The organism is Streptomyces sp. NPDC020362, assembly GCF_040642095.1.
Classification (GTDB): domain Bacteria; phylum Actinomycetota; class Actinomycetes; order Streptomycetales; family Streptomycetaceae; genus Streptomyces.
This window is the reverse complement of the sequence record NZ_JBFAET010000045.1, coordinates 15399-37193: the sequence shown is the minus strand read 5'-3', so window position 1 is coordinate 37193 and position 21795 is coordinate 15399. Positions and strand designations below refer to the sequence as shown.

18 protein-coding genes and 1 pseudogene are annotated in these 21795 nt (G+C 73.7%); 8 read left to right on the top strand and 11 right to left on the bottom strand.

The window, feature by feature from the left end; translation table 11 throughout:
* Positions 1-205 precede the first annotated feature (205 nt).
* From AB0H32_RS18825 to AB0H32_RS18815, 3 genes are all read right to left on the bottom strand, one after another.
* Positions 206-1123 carry a MurR/RpiR family transcriptional regulator gene (locus AB0H32_RS18825; RefSeq protein WP_361121353.1) on the bottom strand — a complete coding sequence of 306 codons (918 nt, stop codon included), beginning with the start codon at positions 1121-1123 and terminating at the stop codon, positions 206-208.
* 82 nt (positions 1124-1205) lie between these two features.
* The gene (locus AB0H32_RS18820) at positions 1206-3014 is read right to left on the bottom strand and encodes a phospholipid carrier-dependent glycosyltransferase (protein WP_361121350.1); all 1809 of its coding nucleotides are present in this window, start codon (positions 3012-3014) and stop codon (positions 1206-1208) included.
* A 36-nt stretch (positions 3015-3050) separates the two neighbouring features.
* Positions 3051-3215, bottom strand: coding sequence for a hypothetical protein (locus AB0H32_RS18815; RefSeq protein ID WP_361121347.1), 165 nt, complete (start codon positions 3213-3215; stop codon positions 3051-3053).
* Positions 3216-3424: 209 nt separating this feature from the next.
* On the opposite strand from AB0H32_RS18815, the pseudogene AB0H32_RS18810 reads away from it, so the two are divergent.
* Positions 3425-5286: pseudogene (locus tag AB0H32_RS18810) on the top strand (hypothetical protein).
* Positions 5287-5618: 332 nt separating this feature from the next.
* Here AB0H32_RS18810 and AB0H32_RS18805 read toward each other — a convergent pair.
* The gene (locus AB0H32_RS18805; RefSeq protein ID WP_361121344.1) at positions 5619-6305 is read right to left on the bottom strand and encodes a nucleoside/nucleotide kinase family protein; all 687 of its coding nucleotides are present in this window, start codon (positions 6303-6305) and stop codon (positions 5619-5621) included.
* A gap of 86 nt (positions 6306-6391) precedes the next feature.
* Between AB0H32_RS18805 and AB0H32_RS18800 the strand changes: the two genes are divergently transcribed.
* Positions 6392-7132: a beta-phosphoglucomutase family hydrolase gene (locus tag AB0H32_RS18800; RefSeq protein ID WP_361121341.1), complete on the top strand. Its 741-nt coding sequence runs from the start codon at positions 6392-6394 to the stop codon at positions 7130-7132.
* Positions 7129-9480, top strand: coding sequence for a glycosyl hydrolase family 65 protein (locus tag AB0H32_RS18795; protein WP_361121337.1), 2352 nt, complete (start codon positions 7129-7131; stop codon positions 9478-9480). Before AB0H32_RS18800 ends, AB0H32_RS18795 begins: the two co-directional genes overlap by 4 nt.
* 3 nt (positions 9481-9483) lie before the next feature.
* On the opposite strand, the gene AB0H32_RS18790 is transcribed toward AB0H32_RS18795, so the two are convergent.
* Together AB0H32_RS18790 and AB0H32_RS18785 are read right to left on the bottom strand one after the other, a co-directional pair.
* Positions 9484-10377: a M48 family metalloprotease gene (locus AB0H32_RS18790; RefSeq protein WP_361121334.1), complete on the bottom strand. Its 894-nt coding sequence runs from the start codon at positions 10375-10377 to the stop codon at positions 9484-9486.
* Complete coding sequence (locus AB0H32_RS18785; protein WP_361121331.1) at positions 10374-10757, bottom strand: BlaI/MecI/CopY family transcriptional regulator; 384 nt, start codon at positions 10755-10757, stop codon at positions 10374-10376. The genes AB0H32_RS18790 and AB0H32_RS18785 overlap by 4 nt, the downstream gene beginning before the upstream one ends.
* Positions 10758-11316: 559 nt before the next feature.
* Between AB0H32_RS18785 and AB0H32_RS18780 the strand changes: the two genes are divergently transcribed.
* The 3 genes from AB0H32_RS18780 (at position 11317) to AB0H32_RS18770 (ending at position 14168) form a co-directional block, all read left to right on the top strand.
* A complete protein-coding gene (locus AB0H32_RS18780) occupies positions 11317-12276 on the top strand; it encodes a lysylphosphatidylglycerol synthase domain-containing protein (protein ID WP_361121413.1) in 960 nt (319 codons plus the stop codon).
* Positions 12277-12395: 119 nt separating this feature from the next.
* Positions 12396-13250 carry a proteasome subunit beta gene (gene prcB / locus AB0H32_RS18775; protein WP_361121328.1) on the top strand — a complete coding sequence of 285 codons (855 nt, stop codon included), beginning with the start codon at positions 12396-12398 and terminating at the stop codon, positions 13248-13250.
* A 90-nt stretch (positions 13251-13340) separates the two neighbouring features.
* Entirely contained in the window at positions 13341-14168 is an 828-nt protein-coding gene (locus AB0H32_RS18770; protein ID WP_361121325.1) for a hypothetical protein, read from the top strand.
* A gap of 7 nt (positions 14169-14175) precedes the next feature.
* On the opposite strand, the gene AB0H32_RS18765 is transcribed toward AB0H32_RS18770, so the two are convergent.
* Genes AB0H32_RS18765 through AB0H32_RS18745 form a run of 5 tightly spaced genes read right to left on the bottom strand, consistent with a single transcriptional unit; the run spans position 14176 to position 18193 of the window.
* Positions 14176-15567, bottom strand: a complete 1392-nt coding sequence (locus tag AB0H32_RS18765) for a HAMP domain-containing sensor histidine kinase (RefSeq protein WP_361121322.1) — start codon at positions 15565-15567, stop codon at positions 14176-14178.
* Positions 15564-16229 (bottom strand): response regulator transcription factor, encoded by a 666-nt coding sequence (locus tag AB0H32_RS18760; protein WP_361121319.1) that lies wholly within the window; start codon positions 16227-16229, stop codon positions 15564-15566. The genes AB0H32_RS18765 and AB0H32_RS18760 overlap by 4 nt, the downstream gene beginning before the upstream one ends.
* Positions 16183-16935 (bottom strand): phosphatase PAP2 family protein, encoded by a 753-nt coding sequence (locus tag AB0H32_RS18755; RefSeq protein ID WP_361121316.1) that lies wholly within the window; start codon positions 16933-16935, stop codon positions 16183-16185. The genes AB0H32_RS18760 and AB0H32_RS18755 overlap by 47 nt, the downstream gene beginning before the upstream one ends.
* Positions 16932-17534: a phosphatase PAP2 family protein gene (locus AB0H32_RS18750; protein WP_361121313.1), complete on the bottom strand. Its 603-nt coding sequence runs from the start codon at positions 17532-17534 to the stop codon at positions 16932-16934. The genes AB0H32_RS18755 and AB0H32_RS18750 overlap by 4 nt, the downstream gene beginning before the upstream one ends.
* Complete coding sequence (locus AB0H32_RS18745) at positions 17531-18193, bottom strand: DedA family protein (protein WP_361121310.1); 663 nt, start codon at positions 18191-18193, stop codon at positions 17531-17533. Before AB0H32_RS18745 ends, AB0H32_RS18750 begins: the two co-directional genes overlap by 4 nt.
* Positions 18194-18395: 202 nt before the next feature.
* Between AB0H32_RS18745 and efeU the strand changes: the two genes are divergently transcribed.
* The gene (efeU, locus tag AB0H32_RS18740; RefSeq protein ID WP_361121307.1) at positions 18396-20426 is read left to right on the top strand and encodes an iron uptake transporter permease EfeU; all 2031 of its coding nucleotides are present in this window, start codon (positions 18396-18398) and stop codon (positions 20424-20426) included.
* Between the two features lie 53 nt (positions 20427-20479).
* The gene (gene efeB, locus AB0H32_RS18735) at positions 20480-21742 is read left to right on the top strand and encodes an iron uptake transporter deferrochelatase/peroxidase subunit (RefSeq protein ID WP_361121305.1); all 1263 of its coding nucleotides are present in this window, start codon (positions 20480-20482) and stop codon (positions 21740-21742) included.
* The last annotated feature ends 53 nt before the right edge of the window (positions 21743-21795 follow it).

Sequence of the window (21795 nt, the reverse complement as noted above, 5' to 3'; positions counted from 1 at the left end):
TGCCCGGAGTGGGTCGGGTGCGATCCGTGAGCAGTATTTATATATGCCGTCCTGTTTGCAAGACGTATGAAAACATTCATGCGCGAAATGCGGTGAATGCTCCCCTGCTGGCGAATGATCCCCATGGGCGGGGTGCAGGGCAGGAAGAACTGCGGGGAGGATCCGCAACGGCGAAAGGATCACTCCCCGGAGAAGGAACGGAAGATCAGTCCCGGAGGAAGAACTGGTGCTGGTCGGCCACCTGCTCGTACTTCTCCAGGCGGGCCTGCGTACGCTCCGGATCGGCGTCGGTCATGGCCTGGAGCAGCGCCGCGGCCAGCACACCGGGGGCCGCGTAGGAGTCGAAGACCAGACGGGAGCCGGTGCCGGTGGCGAAGGTGACGTCGGCCTCGTCGGCCAGCGGGCCGAGCGCCAGGTCGGTGATCAGCGCGACCTTCAGGCCGGCGCCGCGCGCCACCCGGAACGCGGTGAGCGTCTCCTGCGCGTGCCGGGGCATGGCGAACGCCAGCACCCAGGTGCCGCCGGCCTCGCGCGACTGCAGCAGCGCGTCGTAGGCCACGCTGCCGCCCCGCGTCACCAGCCGCACGTCGGGATGGATACGGCGGGCGGCATAGCCGAAGTACTCGGCCAGCGACACCGAGATGCGCAGCCCCAGCACGGTCAGCGGGGTGGAGCGGGACAGTGCCTGGCCGATGCGGATGACCCGGTCGGGATCGGCGAAGTCGCGGCGCAGGTTCTCCAGGTTCTGGATCTCGGCGTCGACGGCCGCCTGGAGCTCGTTGGCGCGGTTCTCCTCGCCCGGACCGCCGGCCAGGGTGCTCAGCGCGATCGCCTGGAGCTTCTCGCGCAGCGCGGGGTAGCCACTGAAGCCGACCGCGGCGGCGAAGCGGGTGACGGAGGGCTGGCTGACCCCGACCCGGTCCGCCAGCTCGGTGATCGACAGGAACGCCGCCTCGGTGATGTGCTCGATCAGGTACTGGGCGACCCGCCGCTGCCCCGGGGACAGCCGCGGCCCGTCGAAGAGTTCCCTGAGCTGGGAGGTCGGTGCCGCCTCGGCCGCGGGCACGCTTTTGCCCGAGGTGATCGCTGATGCCTGGGCGCGTGCCTGCTGCGGCGAGGGCACCGGTCCGTCTCCTTTGTCTCCCACGACCACTCAACATAGCTCACCGACCGTGGTGACCAGGGGCTGTGACGGGCCTGCAGGCTCATCGCCGGTACAGAGTGATCGAATGGCCCACTTGATCGACGGGACGGCTCGTGTCGATCAATTCGGCCAGCTCGCCCCGTGCCTTGGCGGCGGCGGAGTCCGACACGACGAGCAGCCCGTGCACCCGGTCCTGCGGCACCGTGCGCGGATCGGAGGCATCGATGCCGTAGTACGAAGGAACACCGCTGCCCTTGTAGACCAGCCACACGCGGTCGCCCGGGTACCGCTGCCGCAGGCGGTCGGCCAGCCGGCCCAGGTCCTGCCCCCAGTCCACGTTGGAGTCGTGCAGCAGCCGGTGGGTGTTGGCCGGCCCGCCGAACGCCTCGTTGGCGTACGGCAGGTAGTAGGGGAACGCCCGCAGCGAACTCACCGCCACCCACAGCACCAGCAGCCCCGTCAGCAGCCCCGCCCGCCGCCACCGCAGCGCGAGCACACCGGCTCCCGCAACCGCGAGGAACATCGGCACGAACAGCGCGTACCGCGTCCCGAAGTCCCGCGAGCCCGTCATCGCCGCCGCCAGCAGCACCACGGGCGGCAGCAGCAGGTACGGCGCCGCGGGCCTCAGCCGGCGCACCGCCACGGCCGCGACGGCACCTGCCGTGCCCAGCCCGAGCAGCCCGAGCGGCGTCTTCACCATCAGCGCGGCCGGCAGGTAGTACCAGAGCGAGCCCGTGTACAGGTGCCCGAACAAGAAGCCCTGCCAGGGATAGTCCTCCAGCCCGAACTGCACCCGCATCCCGGCCCCGTACGCGCGCGGCAGCGGCAGTAGATCCGTCAGGCGCCCGCGCAGTCCGTGCACGGTCGGCACCGGCTCGGCGGGCGCGAACCGCAGCCGCGGGTCGACCGACAGATACGCGGCCCAGACGACGGCGACGGCCACCAGCGCCACCACCGCCGCCCACGCGAGTCCGAGGAGGACCCTCCGCCGCCGGTCGGCTCCGACCCGGGCGCCCCACACCGACACCATGGCGAGCAGCATCACCACAGGGACGGCCGGCAGTGCGCTCATCTTGGTCGCCACGGCCGCCCCGAGCGCCGCCCCGGCGAGCGGCAGGTACGGCAGCGGCCGGTGCCGGGCCCGCCACACCAGCCAGGCCGACGTCAGCACGAACCCGGCCTCCGGCACGTCCAGGGTGGCCAGCGAGCCGTGCGCGATCACGTCCGGGGAGAAGGCGTAGAGCGCGAGCGCCACCGGACCGCCCGCACCGCCTGCCACGTCACGCGCGAACGCGAACACGACCAGCCCGAACAACAGGGTCAGCACGATCACCGGGAGCCTTGCCCACAGCATCAGCCGCCAGGGGTCGTTGCCCGACTCGTACAGCAGATGCCGGCCCACCTCGCCCTGGGTGCCTGTGTACGAGGGGTCGTAGTGCGGGCCGGCCACCGCCACACCGGCTGCGATGAGCAGCTTTCCGAGCGGAGGGTGCTCGGGGTTGTAGCGCACCCGGTGCTCGTGCAGATAGTCGGTGGCCGTCGTCACGTACACGGGTTCGTCGATGGTGGGGGTCTGCTGGACGGCCGTGGTGACCATCGCGACGGCCATCTGGGCCAGCAGCAGCGCCACGAGGAGCGGCACCAGCCGGCGTCGTCGGCGGCGGACTCCCGCACACAGCCGTGCGAGCGGCCGGCCGGGCCGGGGCCGTTCGGGACCCGCAACGGGGGCCTCGGGTGCCAGGACCGCCCCGTCCGCCTGGTCGATCCGGTCGGCCCGGTCCGTGGGCACCGTGTGCTGTTCGCTCGCCATCATCCGCCCCGCGGTGGCACCGGCCGCACGGCGACGGGCACGGTCGTGGGGCCCGATCATGGCCCCACTGTCGCACCGCTCCCGTCACCTGGGGCGTCACCGCTTCACGAGTCGTACCGACAGACCATCTGCCGTGTAGACGGGTACGGCCCGCAGCCCGTCCGGGTTCACCTCGACCCGTCCGAACCGGCCGCGCATCCTGGGAACGTCGAGCACCGGCAGCGTGCTGCCCGCGTCCGGCTCTTGAGGGACTCGGTGCACGCCACCCCGCCCGTACGTCCACGTCCCCGTACCGCTGCCGCCGGCGCTCGCGCTCGGCGTGGCCGTCCTGCTGTGCCGGCGGCTCCTCCTGCGGCGCGATGTTCGCCATGCCGACACGAGCCCTCCTCCCGCCGCTCATCCGCTTCCTCGTATTCCGGAAGAGGCTGGTGGAAGGTTTGGCGACCACCGGAATGAAGGGCTGATCACGCATGCATCTGCCCCACCAGCGCCACCCGCTCCACGACCTGCCGGACACCGCGCAGGCCCACGACGCCGTTCTCGCCGAGGTCACCGAGCAGGCCCTGGCCGCATCACACCCGAGGGCAACCTCGAACACCCCGACGCCCACGACGACATCGGCGACACCTCCCTCGGCATCACCTCACTGCTCGCCCTCGCCTGGCAGCGCGGCAAGGACCCGCGGCTGCCCGAGGCGGTGCGCCGCAGCCTCGCCTTCCATCTGCGCGAGCGCGTCCACACCGAGGACAACCCCGGCTACCCGAACCTGCGCATCACCGACTCGGGTCTGCCGTACGCCCGTTACGTGCTGGAGGCGGGCGCGCACCCCATCGGCGACTGGCCCAGCACGGTGTGGGCGCTGCTCCAGGCGGTCGACCTCCTCGACGCGGCCGACGGCCTCCTCACCGACGACCAGCGCACCGCGCTCACGGAAGTGGCGCACGGCCACTGGCGCTGGCTGACCGAGGCGACCTTCTTCAACCCGCAGGAGGCGGGCAACCAGGCCATCGGCTGCGTGGTCGGCGGTCTGATGCTGGCCCGTCATCTGCCCGGCGCGGAGGGCGAGTCGGTCCGCTCCCGGGCGCTCGTCCTGTACACCGAGGAGATCCGCGCCCACCGGGTCCGCGACCGAGGTGCCCTGCTGCCGCCCGAGCACGGAGGGGCGTACGACAACAACTACGGCCCGATCTCCCTGTCCTTCCTCGCCCAGGCCCATCGGATCAGCGGCGAGGAGATGTTCGCCGAGGACGGCGACACGCTCGCCCGCTACCTCGACGCCCGCCTGACCGGCGGCGGCTTCGACATCGGCGGCCCCCGGTACAGCGAACAGCGCTCCGGGTTCGAATCCGTGCTGGGTCTGCGGTACTTCGGCCGGCGCATCGGCGCCGACCTGGGCCGCTACCGGGGCGACACCCTCCCCCACCGCCTGAAGGCTGGGGGAGGTACCCCCACGGGGCGGCACGCGGTCCAGCGGGACGGCCGGATCGACGGGCACTTCGCCTTCATGCTGGTCTGGCAGATCCAGGACACCACCCGCTGGCACCGCGCCCCGGCCACCGCCACCGTGCGCCACCAACTGCGCTCCGGCTCGGTCTCCGTGGCTTTCGACAGCCGGATGACCCCCTCGCTCGCCGAGGCGGCGGGCACCTACTACCTGCCCGCGGCCGTGCGCCGCCAGCAGGGTTTCGGTCCGGTCACGGACGGCTTCCTGCTGTGCCGCCCCATGGGCGAGGTGCGCGTCCGGGACGTCCGCGCCCACGGGCTCGTGGCCAAGCTGGTCACCAAGCCGGTCGTCGGCCGCGACCATGTGCTGCGGCACGTACGGTCGTTGTACGTCACCGACGGCACCAGGCTGTGGATGACGGTCGCCGTCGAGCGGCTCGGCGGGGCGCCCTACCTGCTGTCCGGGCTGCCGTACGCGGCCGACGACGGCGACCGGGTGCGCCGCGTCGCCGAGGGCGAGGTCGCCTCCGCGGGCGGGCTGCGCCTCACGCATCCCGCGGACCAGGGCCCCGACCACTTCGACGCACGCGCCGAAATCACCCAGGAACAGGCGGCGTTCGCACTCGCCGCCGATCCGCGCGGCTACGGCAACCCCGACGAGGGCTGGTGCCACCTGGTCGGCTCCACCGCGCTGGAGGCCGACCCGGCGCCGGGCGCACCCGAGGGGCTGCACGTGTTCGCCGTGCGGTACGGGCCGGGCGGTCCCTTCGCGCCGGTCTTCGACAGCGACGGAAACGACCTGATGGTGCGTACCGATGCGTTCACCGCCGTACTCGGCGATCCGGCGGGCGACGCCGGCGGGGAGCCCGCACTGATGCTGTACGCCTGAGCACCGGCCGCGCAGCACCAGGCGGCCGGGCCGGTCCTGCCCGGCCAGCCGCGCCCGGCCGGCCGCGCCAGCCCGAAGGGCCCGGTCAGCCGCGCCAACCCGCCGGACCCGGACCGGTCCTGCTGGCCCGCCGGGCCCGGGTCGGGCCTGTCCGGCCGTCGGGTGGGCCCAGTAAGCCGTAGCCGGCCGACGGCCCTGGTCAGCTGTGGTCGGTCGGCGGGCCTGGTCGGTTGTGGTCGGTCGGCGGGCCTGGTCAGCCGTAGTCGACCGACGGCCCTGGTCAGACGCGGTCGGTCGGGCGTGGTCGGCTCTGCTCGGCCATCGGGCCCGGGTCAGGCCTGCCCTGCCGCCGGCCGCAGTTCCGGTGCCCGGCACGGTGCGGGCAGTGCGCCGGCCGGGACCACCAGATCCGCCCGCTCCCGCGTCGCCGCGATCAGGTCGGCGTTGCGCTGGTCCGTCCCCAGCACCCAGGCCACGGCCGCCTCGTGATCCTTGCCGAACTCCTCGTGCCGGGCGACGAGCCGCCGGATCCGCTCCTCCTCGTCGATCGCGCAGAACCAGACCTCGTCCAGCAGCGGCCGCACCCGCGCCCACGAACCCTGCGCCAGGAGAAGGTAGTTGCCCTCGGTCACCACCAGCCGGGCGGCCGGCTCCACCGGAATCACGCCCGCGAGGGGCTGCTCCAGCACCCGCTCGAACCCGGGCGCGTACACCACCTCGTCCGTCTCTTCGCGCAGCCTGTGCAGCAGCGCCGCGTACCCCGCCGCGTCGAAGGTGTCCGGCGCGCCCTTGCGGTCCCGCCGGCCCAGCCGCTCCAGCTCGGCGTCGGCCAGATGGAATCCGTCCATGGGAACGTGCGCCACCCGGGGCGGGCCGTCGGCGTTCAGGGCACGCACCAGGTGCTCGGCGAGCGTGGACTTGCCCGCGCCGGGGCTGCCCGCGATCCCGAGGATCGTGCGCCGTCCGCCCCGGGCGAGAGCACGGGCACGGGTGAGGAGGTCGTCGAAGGTCAGCGGCACACAGCAGAGTGTGTCACTCGCGGTTGCGGCCCGGTGTGGCGTGCGCCACCCACTGGAAGCCGCCCGGCGGGGGAACAGTGCTGGGTATGACTGAACTCGGTCTGCCCGACACCATCCTGGCCTGTCTCTTCGACCTCGACGGGGTCGTCACCAAGACGGCCGTCGTGCACGCGGCCGCCTGGAAGGAGACGTTCGACGCGTTCCTGCGCGACTACGACGGCGCGCAGGGACGGCCCTTCGACGCGGTCGCCGAGTACGACGAGTACGTCGACGGGCGCCCCCGCGCCGACGGTGTGCGCGCCTTCTTCGGCTCGCGCGGCATCCATCTGCCCGAGGGCACCCCCGGCGACCCGCCCGACGCCCGTACCGTGCACGGCGTCGGCAACCGCAAGAACGACCTGCTCCTGGAGAAGATCCGCACCGGCGGCGTGGAGGCCTACGAGGGCACGCTGCGCTATCTGGAGGCCGTCCGCGCGCACGGCCTGCGCACCGCGATCGTCTCCTCCAGCGCCAACTGCCGGGACGTGCTGCGCGCGGTCGGTGCCGAGCACTTCTTCGACGTGCGGATCGACGGCGTGGTGGCCGCCGAGCGGAACCTGCCGGGCAAGCCGCACCCCGACACCTTCCTGGCCGCCGCCCGAGACCTGGGCGTCGAGGCGGCGCGGGCGGCCGTCTTCGAGGACGCGCTGGCCGGCATGGACGCGGGCCGCGCGGGCGGCTTCGGACACATCGTCGGCGTCGACCGCGTCGGCCAGAGCGAGGCGCTGTACGCGCACGGCGCGAGCGTCGTCGTCAAGGACCTCGCGGAGCTGGGAGGCAAGCGGTGATCACCCACGGGTCGTACACGGTCGAGCCGTGGGCCGTGCGCGAGACGGAGCTGAACCTCGACGTCCTCGCCCAGAGCGAGTCGGTGTTCGCGCTGTCCAACGGGCACGTCGGCTGGCGCGGCAACCTGGACGAGGGCGAGCCCCACGGTCTGCCCGGCAGTTACCTCAACGGAGTGCACGAAGTGCATCCGCTGCCCTACGCGGAGGCGGGCTACGGCTATCCGGAGTCCGGGCAGACGGTCATCAACGTCACCAACGGCAAGATCCTGCGCCTGCTGGTGGACGACGAGCCGTTCGACCTGCGCTACGGCCGCCTCGTCAGCCACGAGCGCGTGCTGGACCTGCGCCGAGGGCTGCTGGAGCGGACCTGCGAGTGGACGTCCCCGGCCGGCTCCACGGTCCGGGTGCGCTCGACCAGGCTGGTCTCGCTGACCCAGCGGGCGGTGGCCGCCGTGGCGTACGAGGTGGAGGCCGTCGGCTGCCGCAGCCGGGTCGTGATCCAGTCGGAGCTGGTCGCCAACGAGCAGCTGCCCGGGGCGAGCGGCGACCCGCGCGCCGCGATGGCGCTCCAGTCGCCGCTGGAGCTGGAGGACGACTTCGCCTCCGGCAACCGGCTGCGGCTGGTGCACCGCACCCGGCGCAGTGGCCTGAGGGTCGCCGTGGCCGCCGACCACGTGGTCACCGGTCCCGGGCGCACCTCGACCCGCAGCGAGAGCGGTGCCGACGTGGCCCGGCTGACCGTCACCTCCGTGCTGGAGCCGGGGCAGACGCTGCGGGTGGAGAAGCTGGTCGCACACGGCTGGTCCGGCACCCGCTCGCTGCCGGCGATGGCCGACCAGGTCGACGCGGCCCTCGCCGCCGCCGCGCACGACGGCTGGCAGGGGCTGCTCGAGGACCAGCGGACCTGCCTGGACGACTTCTGGGCCCGCGCCGACGTCGAGGTGGACGGCGACGAGGAGATCCAGCAGGCCGTACGGTTCGCCCTCTTCCACGTGCTGCAGGCCGGGGCTCGCGCCGAACAGCGGGCGATACCGGCCAAGGGGCTGACCGGCTCCGGCTACGACGGGCACGCCTTCTGGGACACCGAGATGTTCGTGCTGCCCGTGCTCACCCACACCGCCCCCGCGGCCGTCGCCGAGGCGCTGCGCTGGCGGCACAACACCCTGGACCCGGCCCGCGAGCGCGCCGCGCAGCTCGGGCTCGGCGGTGCCGCGTTCCCCTGGCGGACCATCCAGGGCTCGGAAGGGTCGGCGTACTGGCCCGCCGGCACCGCGGCCTTCCACGTGAACGCCGACATCGCCGACGCGGTCGTCCGCTACGTCGAGGCCACCGGCGACACGCGCTTCGAACGCGAGACCGGCGTGGAACTGCTCGTGGAGACGGCCCGTCTGTGGCGGTCGCTCGGCCACCACGACCACCACGGCGTCTTCCACATCGACGGCGTCACCGGCCCTGACGAGTACAGTGCCGTCGCCGACGACAACACCTACACCAACCTCATGGCCCGGCAGAACCTGCTGGCCGCCGCCGACGCCGTCGAGCGGCACCCGCGGGAGGCGGAGCGCCTCGGCGTGGACGAGGAGGAGAGTGCCGCCTGGCGGGACGCAGCCGAGGCCATGCACCTCCCCTACAACGACGAACTCGGCGTCCACGAGCAGCACGCCGGATTCACCCGCTACCAGCGCTGGGACTTCGCGGGCACCCGCCCCGACCAGTACCCGCTGCTGCTGCACTTCCCGTACTTCGACCTCTATCGCAAACAGGTCGTCAAGCAGGCCGACCTGGTGCTGGCCATGTACACCTGTGGCGCCCACTTCGACGACGAGCAGGTCGCCCGCAACTTCGCGTACTACGAGCCGCTGACCGTACGCGACTCCTCCCTGTCCGCCTGCTGCCAGGCCGTCGTCGCGGCCCGGGCGGGCCATCTGCGGCTCGCCCACGCCTACACGGCCGAAGCGGCCCTGATGGATCTTCAGGACCTGGAGCACAACACCCGGGACGGGCTGCACATCGCCTCGCTGGCCGGCACCTGGATGGCTCTGGTGGCGGGCTTCGGCGGGATGCGCCGTACCACCGGGGACACGGCCGGGCCGAGCTTCGCGCCCCGCCTCCCGGAACGGCTCCGCCGCCTCGCCTTCCACCTGCAGTTCCGCGGCCGCCGCCTGCGGGTGGAGATCGCCGCGGACAAGGCGTCGTACACGCTGCTGGACGGGGAGCCGCTCACGCTGCACCACCACGGGGAGCCGCTGACGGTGAGTACCGACGAGCCCGCCGTCCGCTCCGTGCCGCCGGTCAGTCCCCGGCCGGCTCCCCAGCAGCCCGAGCACCGGGCCCCGAACGCCGGCTGAGCATCAGGACAGCACCCCGGAGAGAAGGCCCAGCAGGTCGCCCGTCGCGTCCGCGGCGAGCAGCGCCGCAAGGGCGCCCAGGGCGAGCACGGCCGCCGCCGCGGACCACAGCTGCGGCGGCGGACTCGCCTGCAGCGCGGCGATCCGGCGGGTGACGGCCCGGTCGGTGAAGTGCAGGGCGCATGCGGTGCGGGCCCGGCCGACGCTGAGCGCGGCACGGGCCAGGGCGCGGGCGGTGGCCCGGCGGTCCCCGACGGCGGCCGCCGCCTGCTCGTCGGCCCACCGCTCGACAAGGAAGACCACGGCCGAACGGACCGGCGCGAGCAGCGGGTTGGCCGCCGCGGCGAGCGTGGCCGCCGTCACCAGCGGCCCGTGCCGGTGTGCAAGGTGCGCGCGCTCGTGGGCGAGCAGCACCCGCCGCTCGCCCGGCTCCAGCGCGCTCAGCATCGCGGAGGTGACCAGGATCCGGCCAGGCCGGCCCGGAATGGCGAAGGCCTGCGGCACCTCGGAGGCGGCGACGATCAGCTCCGTGTCCGAGGGCTGCCCCGCGCACAGCCGTCGCAGCGCCCGCCGCGTGCACCACTCGGCACGCACCGTCCGGTGCACCCGCCACACGACGACGGCCAGCGCCACACCCGCGGCGACACCGACCAGCTCCGGTACCGGATCCACCAGCCGCCGCCCGTCCTCGCGGGCCTCCCGGACCACCGGAGGCGCGTCCCCGAGCAGCGCGGCCACCAGCAGCATCAGCGACCAGGTCGTGGCCGCCGCGGTCACCACGGCCGCCGACGTCAGCACGCGCGCGGCGAGCGCCGGGGCCACCCGGCCCGCGATCACCGGGGCGACGACGGACAGCAGCAGCGACAGGACCAGCGGGGTGTACACGTCGAACTTCACGTGGCGCCTCCGGCGAGCAGTTCGCGCAGCGCCCGTTCCTCCTCGGGGCTCAGTCCGGTCACGAACTGCTGCAGCGCCGCGATCGGGTCCGGGCCCCGGTCCAGGGCCTCGTGCATCGCCTCGGCGGTCAGCTCGGCCGCGTTCTTCGCCGGCCGGTACGCGCCCCGGCGCCCGTCGGCGTCCCGCAGCACCAGCCCCTTGTCGAACAGGCGCTTGAGGATGGTGTGGACGGTGTTGTAGGCGAGCCCGCCAACGATCTCGGCCTGGATCTCCGCCGGCGTGAGCGGCCGTTCGGTGGCCCACAGGGTGGCCAGCACCTCGCTCTCCAGCGCCCCGGCGCTGCGCCGCTCCGCTCTGCCGCGGGACCCTGTGCCAGCCATGCCCCAACCTTACAGCGCGTAGGGGCCTGGGCCGGATGGCGTACCGGCCGGGCGGAAGGCCGCGATCCGCTTCGATCCGGCCCTGTTCACCTCGGCGTCCGTCTCCACCTACAAGCTGTAGGGTCTCCGCAGGACCCTACAGGCTGTAGGGGTGGGAGGGTGACGATGGCAGGCAGCACGCGCGCCATGGCCGACGCGGCTCCGTGTGAGTGCCCTCGCGGGGCGTGCACCGGCACCCGTGCGCGGGGCCATCCCGGTGGCGTTCTGCGCAGGCCGTTCCTCGGCGGACACCAGCGGGCACAACGCCAACAGCACGGCGCACGCCATCGCCCGCACCGCTCGCAGCACCTCGGCGACCGCCCCGGTGCCGCACGCCTCCGGCCGCCCGGGCATGCCCGGCACCGGCCGTCCGTTCCCCTCGACGACGTGCGCCTCAACGCCGTACCGAGGGCCGGTTCATGACCGGGCGCCATGGCAGACCCAGGAGAGACGGTCGATGACCCAGCACGCCGTACCGGAGGCCGCCCAGGACGTCCCGCCCCCGTCCGCCGACGCGCCCATGGCGTCCCCGGCGGGCCTCGCCACCGCCGCCGGCCGCCGCCGGGCCTACGGGCACACCCTGATCTGCCTGGCGGTCCTGCTCTGTGCGGCGTACCTGGCCCGGCGGCACTGGCCGACGCTGGAGACCGGCGCGGTGCGGCTGGCCGGCGCCGACCAGGAGTGGCTGCTGGTCGGCGCGGCGGCCGCCGTCGCCACCTGGGCGGCCTCGGCGTTCGCCCAGCAGGGTGCGGTCGCCCGGCGGCTGCCCGGACCACGGCTGGTGGCTGCGCAGTTCGCCGCCTCCGCGGCCAACCACCTGCTGCCCGCCGGGCTCGGCGCGGGCGCGGTGAACCTGCGGTTCCTGATGCGCTGCGGGCTGTCGGCGAGCCGCTCGGCCGGCGCACTCGCGGTCAAGGCCACCGCCGGCGCCGGGGTCCGGCTCATCCTGCTCGCGGTGCTCGCACCGCTGTGCCCGGGCCTGCTGAGGGTCCCGCACATCTCCCCGGCGGTGCTCGCAGGCGGCCTCGGCGCCGCCGTCCTGCTCGCCGTCCTGCTCGCCGTACTCCTGGCCGGTCCGCTGCGGCCGCGCTGCCGCAGGGCGTTGGCGGCCGTGCAGGGCGACATCCGAGCCGTGCACACCCGCCCGGCCCGCGCGGCGGCCCTGTGGGGCGGCTCGCTGGGCTTCGCCGCCCTGCACGCCCTGGTGGTCATCGCCGTCGGCCGGGCCGTCGCACTGCCGCTGTCCCCGCTGCAGGTGACCCTGCTCTACCTCGCCGCCAGCAGCGCGGCCGCCCTGCTGCCCACCCCGGGCGGCCTCGGCTCCCTGGACGCCGCCCTCGCCCTCGCGCTCACCGCGGCCGGCGCCCCCGCCGCGACGGCCGCCTCCGCCGTGCTCGGCTACCGGCTGCTGACCGTGTGGCTGCCACTGCTGCCGGGCCTGCTGGTGCTGGCGATGCTGGTGCGGCGCAAGGCACTGTGAGCCGGGCGGATGTGCCGGACGCCCGGTCCCGGGTTCCCCGGAAGCTCAGCGCGGCGTTTCCCGGACGTCCCCTCCAGGTAGGAGACGGGTGTCGAAGGACGACACACGAGGGGGAGCGCATGGCGGAGCATGACAAGGCGGGGCGGCCGGCGGCGGAGTTCTTCACTCCGGGGACCTCGTCGTTCACCGAGTTCCTGGCCGCGCACCGCCCCCGGCTCCTGCCCACCGCGCCCCCGTTGCCGGACGGCGTCCGCGCCGCGCCCGGCCGTTTCCCGCACGGCACCACGGTGCTCGCCCTCACCTTCCGCGACGGCGTGCTGATCGCAGGCGACCGCCGGGCCACGATGGGCAACCTCATCGCGCAGCGCGACCTGGAGAAGGTGCATCCCGCCGACGACCTGACGGCCGTCGCCTTCGCCGGAACGGTCGGCCTCGCGCTCGACATGGTGCGCCTCTACCAGGTCGAGCTGACGCACTTCGAGAAGATCGAGGGCATACCGATGACCCTCGCCGCCAAGGCGACCCGCCTCGCGGCCATGATCCGGCAGAACCTCGCCCAGGCCATGCAGGGCCTCGCGGTGGTTCCGCTGCTCGCGGGGTACGACCCCGCGGCGGCCGAGGGTGGGCGCGGGCGCATCTTCGCCTTCGATGCGGCCGGCGGCCTGTACGAGAAACGGGAGTTCCACGTCGAGGGCTCCGGCTCCCCGTACGCCCGCGGCGCTCTCAAGAAGCTGTACCGGCCGGGTCTGACCAGCCGGGAGGCCGCCCTGGCCGCGCTCCAGGCGCTGTACGACGCGGCCGACGACGATTCGGCGACCGGCGGCCCCGACCTGAGCCGCCGTATCTTCCCCGTCGTCTCGGTCATCACCGAGGACGGCTTCGAGCGGCTGGCCGAGGCGGAGGCGGAGGAACTCAGCCGCGAGACGGTGGAGCAGCGAAGCGGCCGCCCGGACGGACCGCACGCCGCACCCTGACGGACCGCACGCCCGCACCCGGACGGACCGCACGCCGCACCCCGACCGCTCACCCGTGCGCTCAGGTACCCGCAGGCACCGTCGGGTCCCATGACATCAGAGACCTCTCGGACCGCGGTGGCCGCCACCGGTACCACTGCCCCCTGCCCCCGGCCGCGCTGGAACAAGGTGCCCGAAGTCACCGTGTACTTTTGGGTGATCAAGGTGCTGTGCACGACCGTCGGCGAGACCGCCGCAGACCTGCTGAACGAGAAGGCAGGCCTCGGCCTGACCGGTGTGTCGCTGCTGATGAGCGCCCTGCTCGCGGTCGTGCTCGTGGTGCAGTTCCGCACCAGGGCCTACCGCCCGGCCGTGTACTGGCTCGCCGTCGCCCTGATCAGCGTCGTCGGCACCCTGGTCAGCGACAACCTCACCGACAACATGGGGGTCGCGCTGGAGACGACCACCACCGTCTTCGCGGTCGCCCTGGTCGTCGTATTCGCCGCCTGGTACCGCACCGAGCGCACCCTGTCGATCCACCACGTCGACACCGGCCGGCGCGAGGCGTTCTACTGGCTGGCCGTCCTGTTCACCTTCGCCCTCGGTACCTCGGCCGGTGACCTGCTCGCCGAGAAGATGGACCTCGGCTACTGGCTGTCGGCCGTGCTGTTCGCGGCGGCCATCGCCGCGATCGCCGTCGCCCGCTTCGCGCTCGGCCTGAACGCGGTGTGGAGCTTCTGGATCGCCTACGTCCTCACGCGCCCGCTCGGCGCCTCCGTCGGCGACTACCTGTCCCAGCCCACCGGTGACGGCGGCCTGGGCCTGGGCACCGTGGTGACCAGCGTGCTGTTCCTCTCCGTCATCCTCGGCCTGGTCGTCTTCCTGTCGGTCACCCGCAAGGACGTCACCGAGGAGCAGGCCGTACCGCAGGCCGTCTGACGACGGGTCACCCGGCGGGCAGCGTGACCACGAACCGGGCCCCGGGGGCGTGGCGGGCATCGTGGGCCACCTCGCCCCCGGCGGAGCGGGCCAGGCGCCGTGCGAGCGGCAGCCCGAGGCCCGCTCCGCCGTGTCCGTCCCCGGGATCGGCGCGCTTGCCGGGCTGGAAGAGGAGGTGCGTGAACGACTCGGGTACGCCCGGCCCGTCGTCCGTGACCTCCACGCACATCCCGTCGGCGGTCCGGCGGGCGGTGAGGGCGACCTGTGTACGGGCGTGGCGCAGGGCGTTGGCGAGCAGCGGGCTGACGATCCGTTCGAGCAGTGCGCTCGTCACACCCGCCCGCAGCAGCGTCCCGCCGTCGGTGACGGTGACCCGCACCGGGCCGGGGGCGTCCAGGGACGCCGCCACGCGGTGCAGGACGGGCAGGACCTCGGTGGTGCCGGGCGCCGTGGGTACACCGTCGCGGGCCTCGTCCAGCAGCGTGTCGCAGATGGTGCGCATCGAACGCGCGGCCTCCGCGATGACCTCGTGGGTGGCGCGGGTCTCGGCCTCGGAGCGGGGGCGTGAGCACCACCAGTCCAGTTCGGCGACGATCCGGCTCAGCGGGGTGCGCAGCTCGTGGGACAGCTCGCCGGTCAGCTGCCGCTCGTGCCGCAGCACCGCCCGGATCCGGTCGAGCAGCGCATCCAGCGAGCTTCCGAGCGCGGCCAGTTCGGCGGGCCGGCCCCGGCCGCCGAAGCGCTCGTCGGAGGCCACGGCGCTCCACTGGGTCGCCTGGTCCGTCATCGTGCGCACCGGCCGCAGCGCCCGGCCGACCGCCAGGCGCGTCAGCCCGTAGGTACAGGCGAGCATCACCGCGTCCAGCGCGAACGAACCCAGCAGCATCGTCTCGGCCGAATTCCGGTACGGCGACAGGTCCAGCGCGGTCACGACGGTGGCCGCCGTCCCGGGCCCGGGCACCGGCTCGGCGCACAGGCGGACCGGGGCGGGGCCGGCGAGCGTGGCGCAGCCGCGCCGGCCCGCGGCGAGGGTGTCGGCGGCGCGGGTGAGGGCGTCCGTGCGGGTGGCGGTCGGCGGCTGTTCGAGCAGCCGGGTGCCGTCGTAGATCCACACGTTGGTGTCCAGGAGCCGGTCGTTGACGGTCTCCAGGATGCGGACCCGTCCGCCGCGCGTGTCGACGGTGGTGGCCACGGCCGCCGCGCGGGTGCGCAGTTCGTCGTCGGCCTCCCGCTGGAGCCGGTGGCGGGCCACGGTGTTGAAGACGACCGTGAGGATCAGCATCAGCAGCGCGGCCGTGGTGAGCGCGACCAGCGAGAGCCGGCCGCGCAGGGTGCGCGGTGCGAGCCGGGCGGCGAAGCCCGTGAGGGCGGCGGAGGCCGGGGCGGCGGGACGTCTCATGCGAGCCGGTGGCCTATCCCGCGCGAGGTGTTGATGGTCAGCTCGCTGCCCGCCGCGCGCAGTTTGCGCCGCAGCCGGGTCAGGTACTGGTCCAGCGTGTTCTCGCTGACCTGCGCGCCTTCCGGCCAGCCCGCCCGCACCAGTTCGCGCCTGCGCACCAGATCGCCCCCCGCCGCGGCGAGGGCCGCGAGCAGCCGGAACTCGGTCGGGGTCAGCTCGATGCGGGTGCCGTCCACGGTGACGCTGTGACGGACGGCGTCCAGCACGAGCCCGCCCGCGGCGGCGGCCGCCGGCGGGGGAGCCGACCGTCTGAGGGCGGCCCGCAGCCGGGCGGCCAGCTCGGCCAGGTGGAACGGCTTGGGCAGGTAGTCGTCGCCGCCGGCCGAGAAACCCGACAGTCGGTCCGTCAGCCCGTGCCGGGCGGTCAGGAACACGACCGGCCCGAGGAAGCCGTTCGCACGCATCGCCTGGCACACGTCCCGGCCGTCCGCGTCCGGCAGGCCGACGTCCAGGACGGCGGCTGCGACGTCCGAGGTGGCGAGCCTGAGGGCGGTGGCGCCGTCGGCGGCGGACACCGTGTCGAAGTCCTCGTCGTGCAGACCGCGCCGCAGGACGTCACGCAGGGCGTGGTCGTCCTCGACGATCAGGATCTTGGGGCGCATGCTTCTCCAACGGTACGTCGGCCTGGTCCGTGGTGGATGGGGGGTCCGGCTCGCCGCCGGTGATCAGGGACGGGGGCAGCCACCAGGCCGCCGCGCAGACACAGACGCCGAGCCAGCCGACGGCGAACAGCCAGCCGCCGAGGACGTCGGTGAACCAGTGCACGCCGAGGAACACCCGGGTCAGGCCCACCCCCGCTCCCCAGGCTGCCGCCCCCAGGCACAGCGGGAGGCGGCCGCGCGGGGCGCGCAGGCACAGCGCGAGGATCACCAGAGCGGCGGTCAGGGCCGCGGTGGTGCTGTGCCCGGACGGGAACGACCAGCCGGAGGCGTGCGTCTGCCAGTCCCCGTGCGGCGGGCGGGCCCGGCCGACCAGCTCCATGACGCCGTACCGCAGGGCCTGGCCGCCGGCGAGACAGCCGACCGCGAGCAGTGCGGCGACCATCCGCCCGCGCCAGGTGCGGCCCGCCAGAAGCCCGGCGAGGACGGCCAGTGCGTACGGTACGGCGCCGGTGCCGGTGGCGGTGAGTCCACGGGCCACGGTCAGGGCCGCCCCGGGGCGATGGGCGATCGACCAGGTCAGCAGGGAGTGGTCCAGGGACAGTGCCGTGCTGTGCCGACCGGAGACGACGATCGCCAGCACGCCGAACGCCGCCCAGGCGCCGAGCGCGAGACTGCCCGCGGTCTCCGCGACGGTCTTGCGGTTCATGACACCAGCAGCGGTCGCAGCCTGGTCCTCGCCAGCCGCCCGGCCAGACCCCGCGGCCACCGCCGCAGCGCCGTCATCACGAGGAAGGCGACCAGGCCTCCGACGAGGGCACCGGCGAGGACGTCGTGCGGATAGTGCACGCCCACCCAGACCCGGGAGGCCGCCATGGCCACCGCGCACACCGAGGCGACGACGCCCAGCCGGCGGGATACGAAGAAGAGGGCGACGGCGGCCGCCGCCGCGAGGGCGGTGTGATTGCTGGGGAACGACCAGTCGCCCGGCCCCGGACACCTCTCCAGGGTGGAGAAGGGCAGGCTGTGGCACGGCCGTTGCTCCCGCACGAGCAGCTTCAGCCCGGCGTCCGTGCCGAAGGCCACGAGCACGGCCACCGGCACGGCCAGGGCCGTGATGCCCGCCACGGGGCCGGTCTTCCGGGCCTGCCACCAGCCCACGACCATGAGCAGCGCGAACACGGCCGCACCGTAGGCCGACCACACCGTCACGATGCCGTCCAGCGGGCCGGGGGAGTGGTGGGCGAGGTCCACCACGTCCCGGTACAGCGGCCCGTCGACCGAGGAGCCGGTGAGCGCGAGGATCATCCGCGGGCCCCCTTGGCGGCCCTGCGGGAGCGCAGCACCTCGGCGGCGAGCGGGACGAGGGACACGGCGACGATCAGCGCGATCACCGGCAGCAGGTACCTGTCGATGTTCGGGACCGAGGAGCCCAGGGCGTATCCGGCGAGCGTGAGGCCGAGGCTCCACACGAGTCCGCCCGCCACCTGCCAGAGGGTGAACGTCCGGGCCGGGACGCCGAGGGCGCCCGCCATCGGGTTCAGCACCGTCCGCACCACCGGCACGAAGCGGGCCAGCACGATCGCCTTGGCGTGCCCGTACCGCTCCAGCAGTTCCTCGGCACGTTGAGCGCCCTCGTGCAGCCGGGCCGACCGGCTGCGGGCGAGCAGGGCGCCGCCCGCCCTGCGGCCGAGCAGATACCCGCACTGCGAGCCCGCGAGCGCCCCGGCGGCCGACGCGGCGAGCAGGGGCCCGAGCGAGAGATGCACGCCCCGGTCGGAGGTGCCCGTGCACAGCAGACCCGCCGTGAACAGCAGGGAGTCGCCGGGCAGGAAGAAGCCGATCAGCAGGCCCGTCTCGGCGAAGAGGACCACGGCGACGCCGAGCACACCGAAGGCGGCCAGCAGCGAGTGGGCGTCGAGCACATTGACCGCGAGCTGCGACGACAGGTCTGAGGGGGTGGCCATCGCCGCACGCCCTTTCCGTCCGGGTAAATTCCGACTACACATTTGTAGACGGTCTACCGAACTGTAGACGACCGACAGGCCGGCATCGTTCCCGGGATTTGCCTCCCCATTGCCCGTTCATGACTGCCTGACTACATGCCTGTAGTCATGATGGTCCGCGAAGGTAAGGCATGCCTTCACTAAGTGGGAGGGGCCGCAGGGCATGTGGGACGACGCGTTTCCGAGTTTCCTGATCGGGCTGAGGGAGGGACTCGAAGCCGGACTCATCGTCTCCATACTCATCGCCACCCTGGTGCGGGCCGGGGCCCGCTCCCGGCTGCCGCAGGTGTGGACCGGCGTCCTGGCCGCCATCGCCCTGGCCCTGAGCTTCGGCGCGGTCCTCACCTTCACCGCCGCCTCCCTCTCGCAGACCGCCCAGGAGGCCTTCGGCGGCATCCTCGGCGTGATCGCCGTCGCCTTCGTCACCGCGATGGTGTTCTGGATGCGCCGCTCGGCCCGCAGCCTCTCCGGTGAGCTGAAGGAGAAGGTGACCGGTGCGCTCGCCATGGGATCCGGCGTGCTGATCCTCACCTCCTTCCTCGCCGTGGGCCGCGAGGGCCTGGAGACCGCCCTGTTCCTGTGGACCACCGCCCGCGCGGCCGGCGAGTCGGCCGGCCCGCTGACCGGCGCGGCCATCGGCCTGGTCCTCTCGGCGGCCCTGTGCTGGGGCCTGTACCGCCGGGTCCTGAAGATCAACCTGACGAAGTTCTTCACCGCCACCGGCGCCGTCCTGATCGTCATCGCGGCCGGTGTCCTCGGCTACGGCCTGCGCGACCTCCAGGAGGGCGGGGTGCTGCCCGGCAAGACCGCCTTCGCGGTCGACCTGTCCGGCAGCGTGGACGCCGGTTCCTGGTACAGCACGCTGGTCCAGGGCGTCCTCAACCTGACCCCGGCCATGACCTGGCTGCAGGTCGTCGGCTACGTCGCCTACCTGGCCGTCGTAATGACCCTCTTCGTCCGCGGGGTCCGCGCCCCCTCCGCCGAGCCCGCCGCGGACCGGCCCGCACCCGAGCCGAAGGCGGCCCGCCCGCAGCGCCGCAGGCCCGTGTGGGTGATTCCGGTCGCCGTGGTCGCCGTCCCCGCCCTGCTCGCCGGACTCTTCGTCGCCCTCGCCCGCCCCAAGCCCACGGGCGACCAGACCGTCGCCGTCTCCGAGACGGAATGCGGCAAGGGTTTCACCGCGCCCAAGCCCGGCCGGCAGACCTTCCAGATGCACAACACCGGCGGCAAAACGTCCGAGGTCTACCTCATCGACCCGGCCAGCAACGCCGTCTACGGCGAGATCGAGGGCCTGGCGCCCGGCACCACCCGGGACCTGGTCGCCACGGTGGCCGGCGGCACCTACGCCTGGCGCTGTGTGCCCACCGGCGGCAAGGCCGTCACCTCGAAGCCGGTCAGCGTCAGCGGCGGGGGGTCGGCCAAGCCGGTCGTCCCCGTCTCCGAACGGGACCTCGCAGCCCCACTGGCGGCGTACAGGACATACGTCGGCCAGGGTCTGGCCACCCTCGTCGGCCAGACCCGCACCCTCGACCACGACATCGAGGGCGGCCACCTCGACCGGGCCCGCACCGACTGGCTGACCGCCCACCGCACCTATGCCTCCCTCGGCGCCGCCTACGGCACCTTCGAGGACTTCGACCAGAAGATCGACGGGCGGCCCGACGGACTGCCCGGCGGCGTCCGGGACAAGGACTTCACCGGCTTCCTGCGCCTGGAGCACGGCCTGTGGAACGGCGAGCCGGCCAAGGACCTGCGCGCCCCCGCCCGGCAGCTGGCCGGCGCGGCCGCGGGACTGCAGAAGGCCTTCCCGGCCCAGGCCTTCGACCCCGGGGACCTGCCGCTGCGCGCCCACGAGATCCTGGAGAACACCCTCCAGTTCGAGCTCACCGGCGACACCGACCAGGGCAGCGGCACGGGCCTCGCCACCGCCGACGCCAACCTCGCCGGCACCCGGGAGCTGCTCACCGTCCTCAAGCCCCTGCTGACCAGCCGCGCGCCCAGGCTGCTCCCGACGGTCGACGCGGACATCGCCCGGCTGCAGAAGCTGCTCGACGCGGCCCGCCACGGCAGCACCTGGACCCCGGTCGACCGGCTCGCCGCCGCCGACCGGCAGCGCATCGACGGCGCCACCGGACAGCTGCTGGAAGACCTCGCCCCCGTGCCCGACCTCCTGGAGATCAGGAAGTCGGCCTGATGACCGCCGCCCACGCGACCCCCGAGCACCCGCACCCCGAAGGGAACCCTCCGATGTCCTCTGCCGACACCCCCGCCTGCCCGGCCCGCCGCTCTTTCGTGCGGACCGCGCTGGGCGCCGGAGCCGCCGGAGCGGTCCTGGCCGGCGGCGGCTTCGCGCTCGGCGAGAGCGGCGGCACGGCCCAGGCCGAGGACGCGGGCGCGGACAGCGGCGCGAAGGTCCCCTTCCACGGCGCCCACCAGGCCGGGATCGTCACCCCGGCACCGGCGGCTGCCACCTTCGTCTCCCTCGACGTCATGGCCGACGACCCCAAGGGCCTGACCGACCTGCTCAGGACCATCACCGAGCGGGCCCGCCTCCTCACCGCCGGCGGCGCTCCCACCGACCTCGGCGTCGGCGCGCCGCCCTCCGACAGCGGGATCCTCGGCCCCGAGGTCCCCACGGACTCCCTGACCGTCACCGTCGGCGTCGGCGCCTCCCTCTTCGACGACCGCTACGGCCTCGCCAAGGCCAGGCCCGCCCGGCTCACCCCGATGCGCACCTTCCCCAACGACAACCTGAACCCGGCCGAGTGCCACGGCGACCTCTCCCTCCAGCTGTGCGCGGGCAGCCAGGACACGGTGCTGCACGCGCTGCGCGACATCGCCCGGCACACCCGGGGGGCCATGCAGATCAAGTGGCGCATCGACGGCTTCCAGAACGCCCCGCGCCCCACCGGAGCCCAGCGCAACCTGCTCGGGTTCAAGGACGGCATCGCCAACCCGGACGTCACCTCGGCCCGGGAGACCAGCCGGCTCATCTGGGTCGGCGACGGACAGGGCGAGCCGGCCTGGGCCACGGGCGGCAGCTACCAGGTCGTCAGGATCATCCGGATGCTGGTGGAGTTCTGGGACCGGGTCTCGCTCAGCGAGCAGGAGAAGATGTTCGGCCGCCGCAAGGACACCGGCGCCCCGCTCGACGGCGCCAGGGAGACCGACGCCCCCGACTACGCCAAGGACCCGCACGGCACCGCGATCCCGCTGGACGCCCACATCCGCCTCGCCAACCCGCGCAAGCCGCAGACCGACGCCTCGCGCATCCTGCGCCGGGGCTACAACTACGACCGGGGCGTGGACAACGTCGGCAACCTCGACATGGGCCTGGTCTTCTGCTGCTACCAGCAGGACGTCAAGCGCCAGTTCGAGGCCGTACAGACCCGCCTGATCGACGAGCCCCTGGTCGACTACATATCCCCGACGGGCGGCGGCTACTTCTTCGCCCTGCCCGGCGTCCGGGACGAGAAGGACTGGCTGGGCCGGGGCCTGATGTCCGCCTGACCCGACCGCCGGACCGCGGCCTTTCCCTCCCCATGGGGAAGGCCTGTCGCGGA

Coding starts and splice junctions, on each gene's coding strand:
- AB0H32_RS18820 (WP_361121350.1), bottom strand. CDS start 3,014: ATGATCGGGCCCCACGACCGTGCCCGTCGCCGTGCGGCCGGTGCCACC.
- AB0H32_RS18800 (WP_361121341.1), top strand. CDS start 6,392: ATGACTGAACTCGGTCTGCCCGACACCATCCTGGCCTGTCTCTTCGAC.
- AB0H32_RS18785 (WP_361121331.1), bottom strand. CDS start 10,757: ATGGCTGGCACAGGGTCCCGCGGCAGAGCGGAGCGGCGCAGCGCCGGG.
- AB0H32_RS18780 (WP_361121413.1), top strand. CDS start 11,317: ATGGCGTCCCCGGCGGGCCTCGCCACCGCCGCCGGCCGCCGCCGGGCC.
- prcB (WP_361121328.1), top strand. CDS start 12,396: ATGGCGGAGCATGACAAGGCGGGGCGGCCGGCGGCGGAGTTCTTCACT.
- AB0H32_RS18770 (WP_361121325.1), top strand. CDS start 13,341: ATGACATCAGAGACCTCTCGGACCGCGGTGGCCGCCACCGGTACCACT.
- AB0H32_RS18765 (WP_361121322.1), bottom strand. CDS start 15,567: ATGAGACGTCCCGCCGCCCCGGCCTCCGCCGCCCTCACGGGCTTCGCC.
- AB0H32_RS18760 (WP_361121319.1), bottom strand. CDS start 16,229: ATGCGCCCCAAGATCCTGATCGTCGAGGACGACCACGCCCTGCGTGAC.
- AB0H32_RS18755 (WP_361121316.1), bottom strand. CDS start 16,935: ATGAACCGCAAGACCGTCGCGGAGACCGCGGGCAGTCTCGCGCTCGGC.
- AB0H32_RS18750 (WP_361121313.1), bottom strand. CDS start 17,534: ATGATCCTCGCGCTCACCGGCTCCTCGGTCGACGGGCCGCTGTACCGG.
- AB0H32_RS18745 (WP_361121310.1), bottom strand. CDS start 18,193: ATGGCCACCCCCTCAGACCTGTCGTCGCAGCTCGCGGTCAATGTGCTC.
- efeU (WP_361121307.1), top strand. CDS start 18,396: ATGTGGGACGACGCGTTTCCGAGTTTCCTGATCGGGCTGAGGGAGGGA.
- efeB (WP_361121305.1), top strand. CDS start 20,480: ATGTCCTCTGCCGACACCCCCGCCTGCCCGGCCCGCCGCTCTTTCGTG.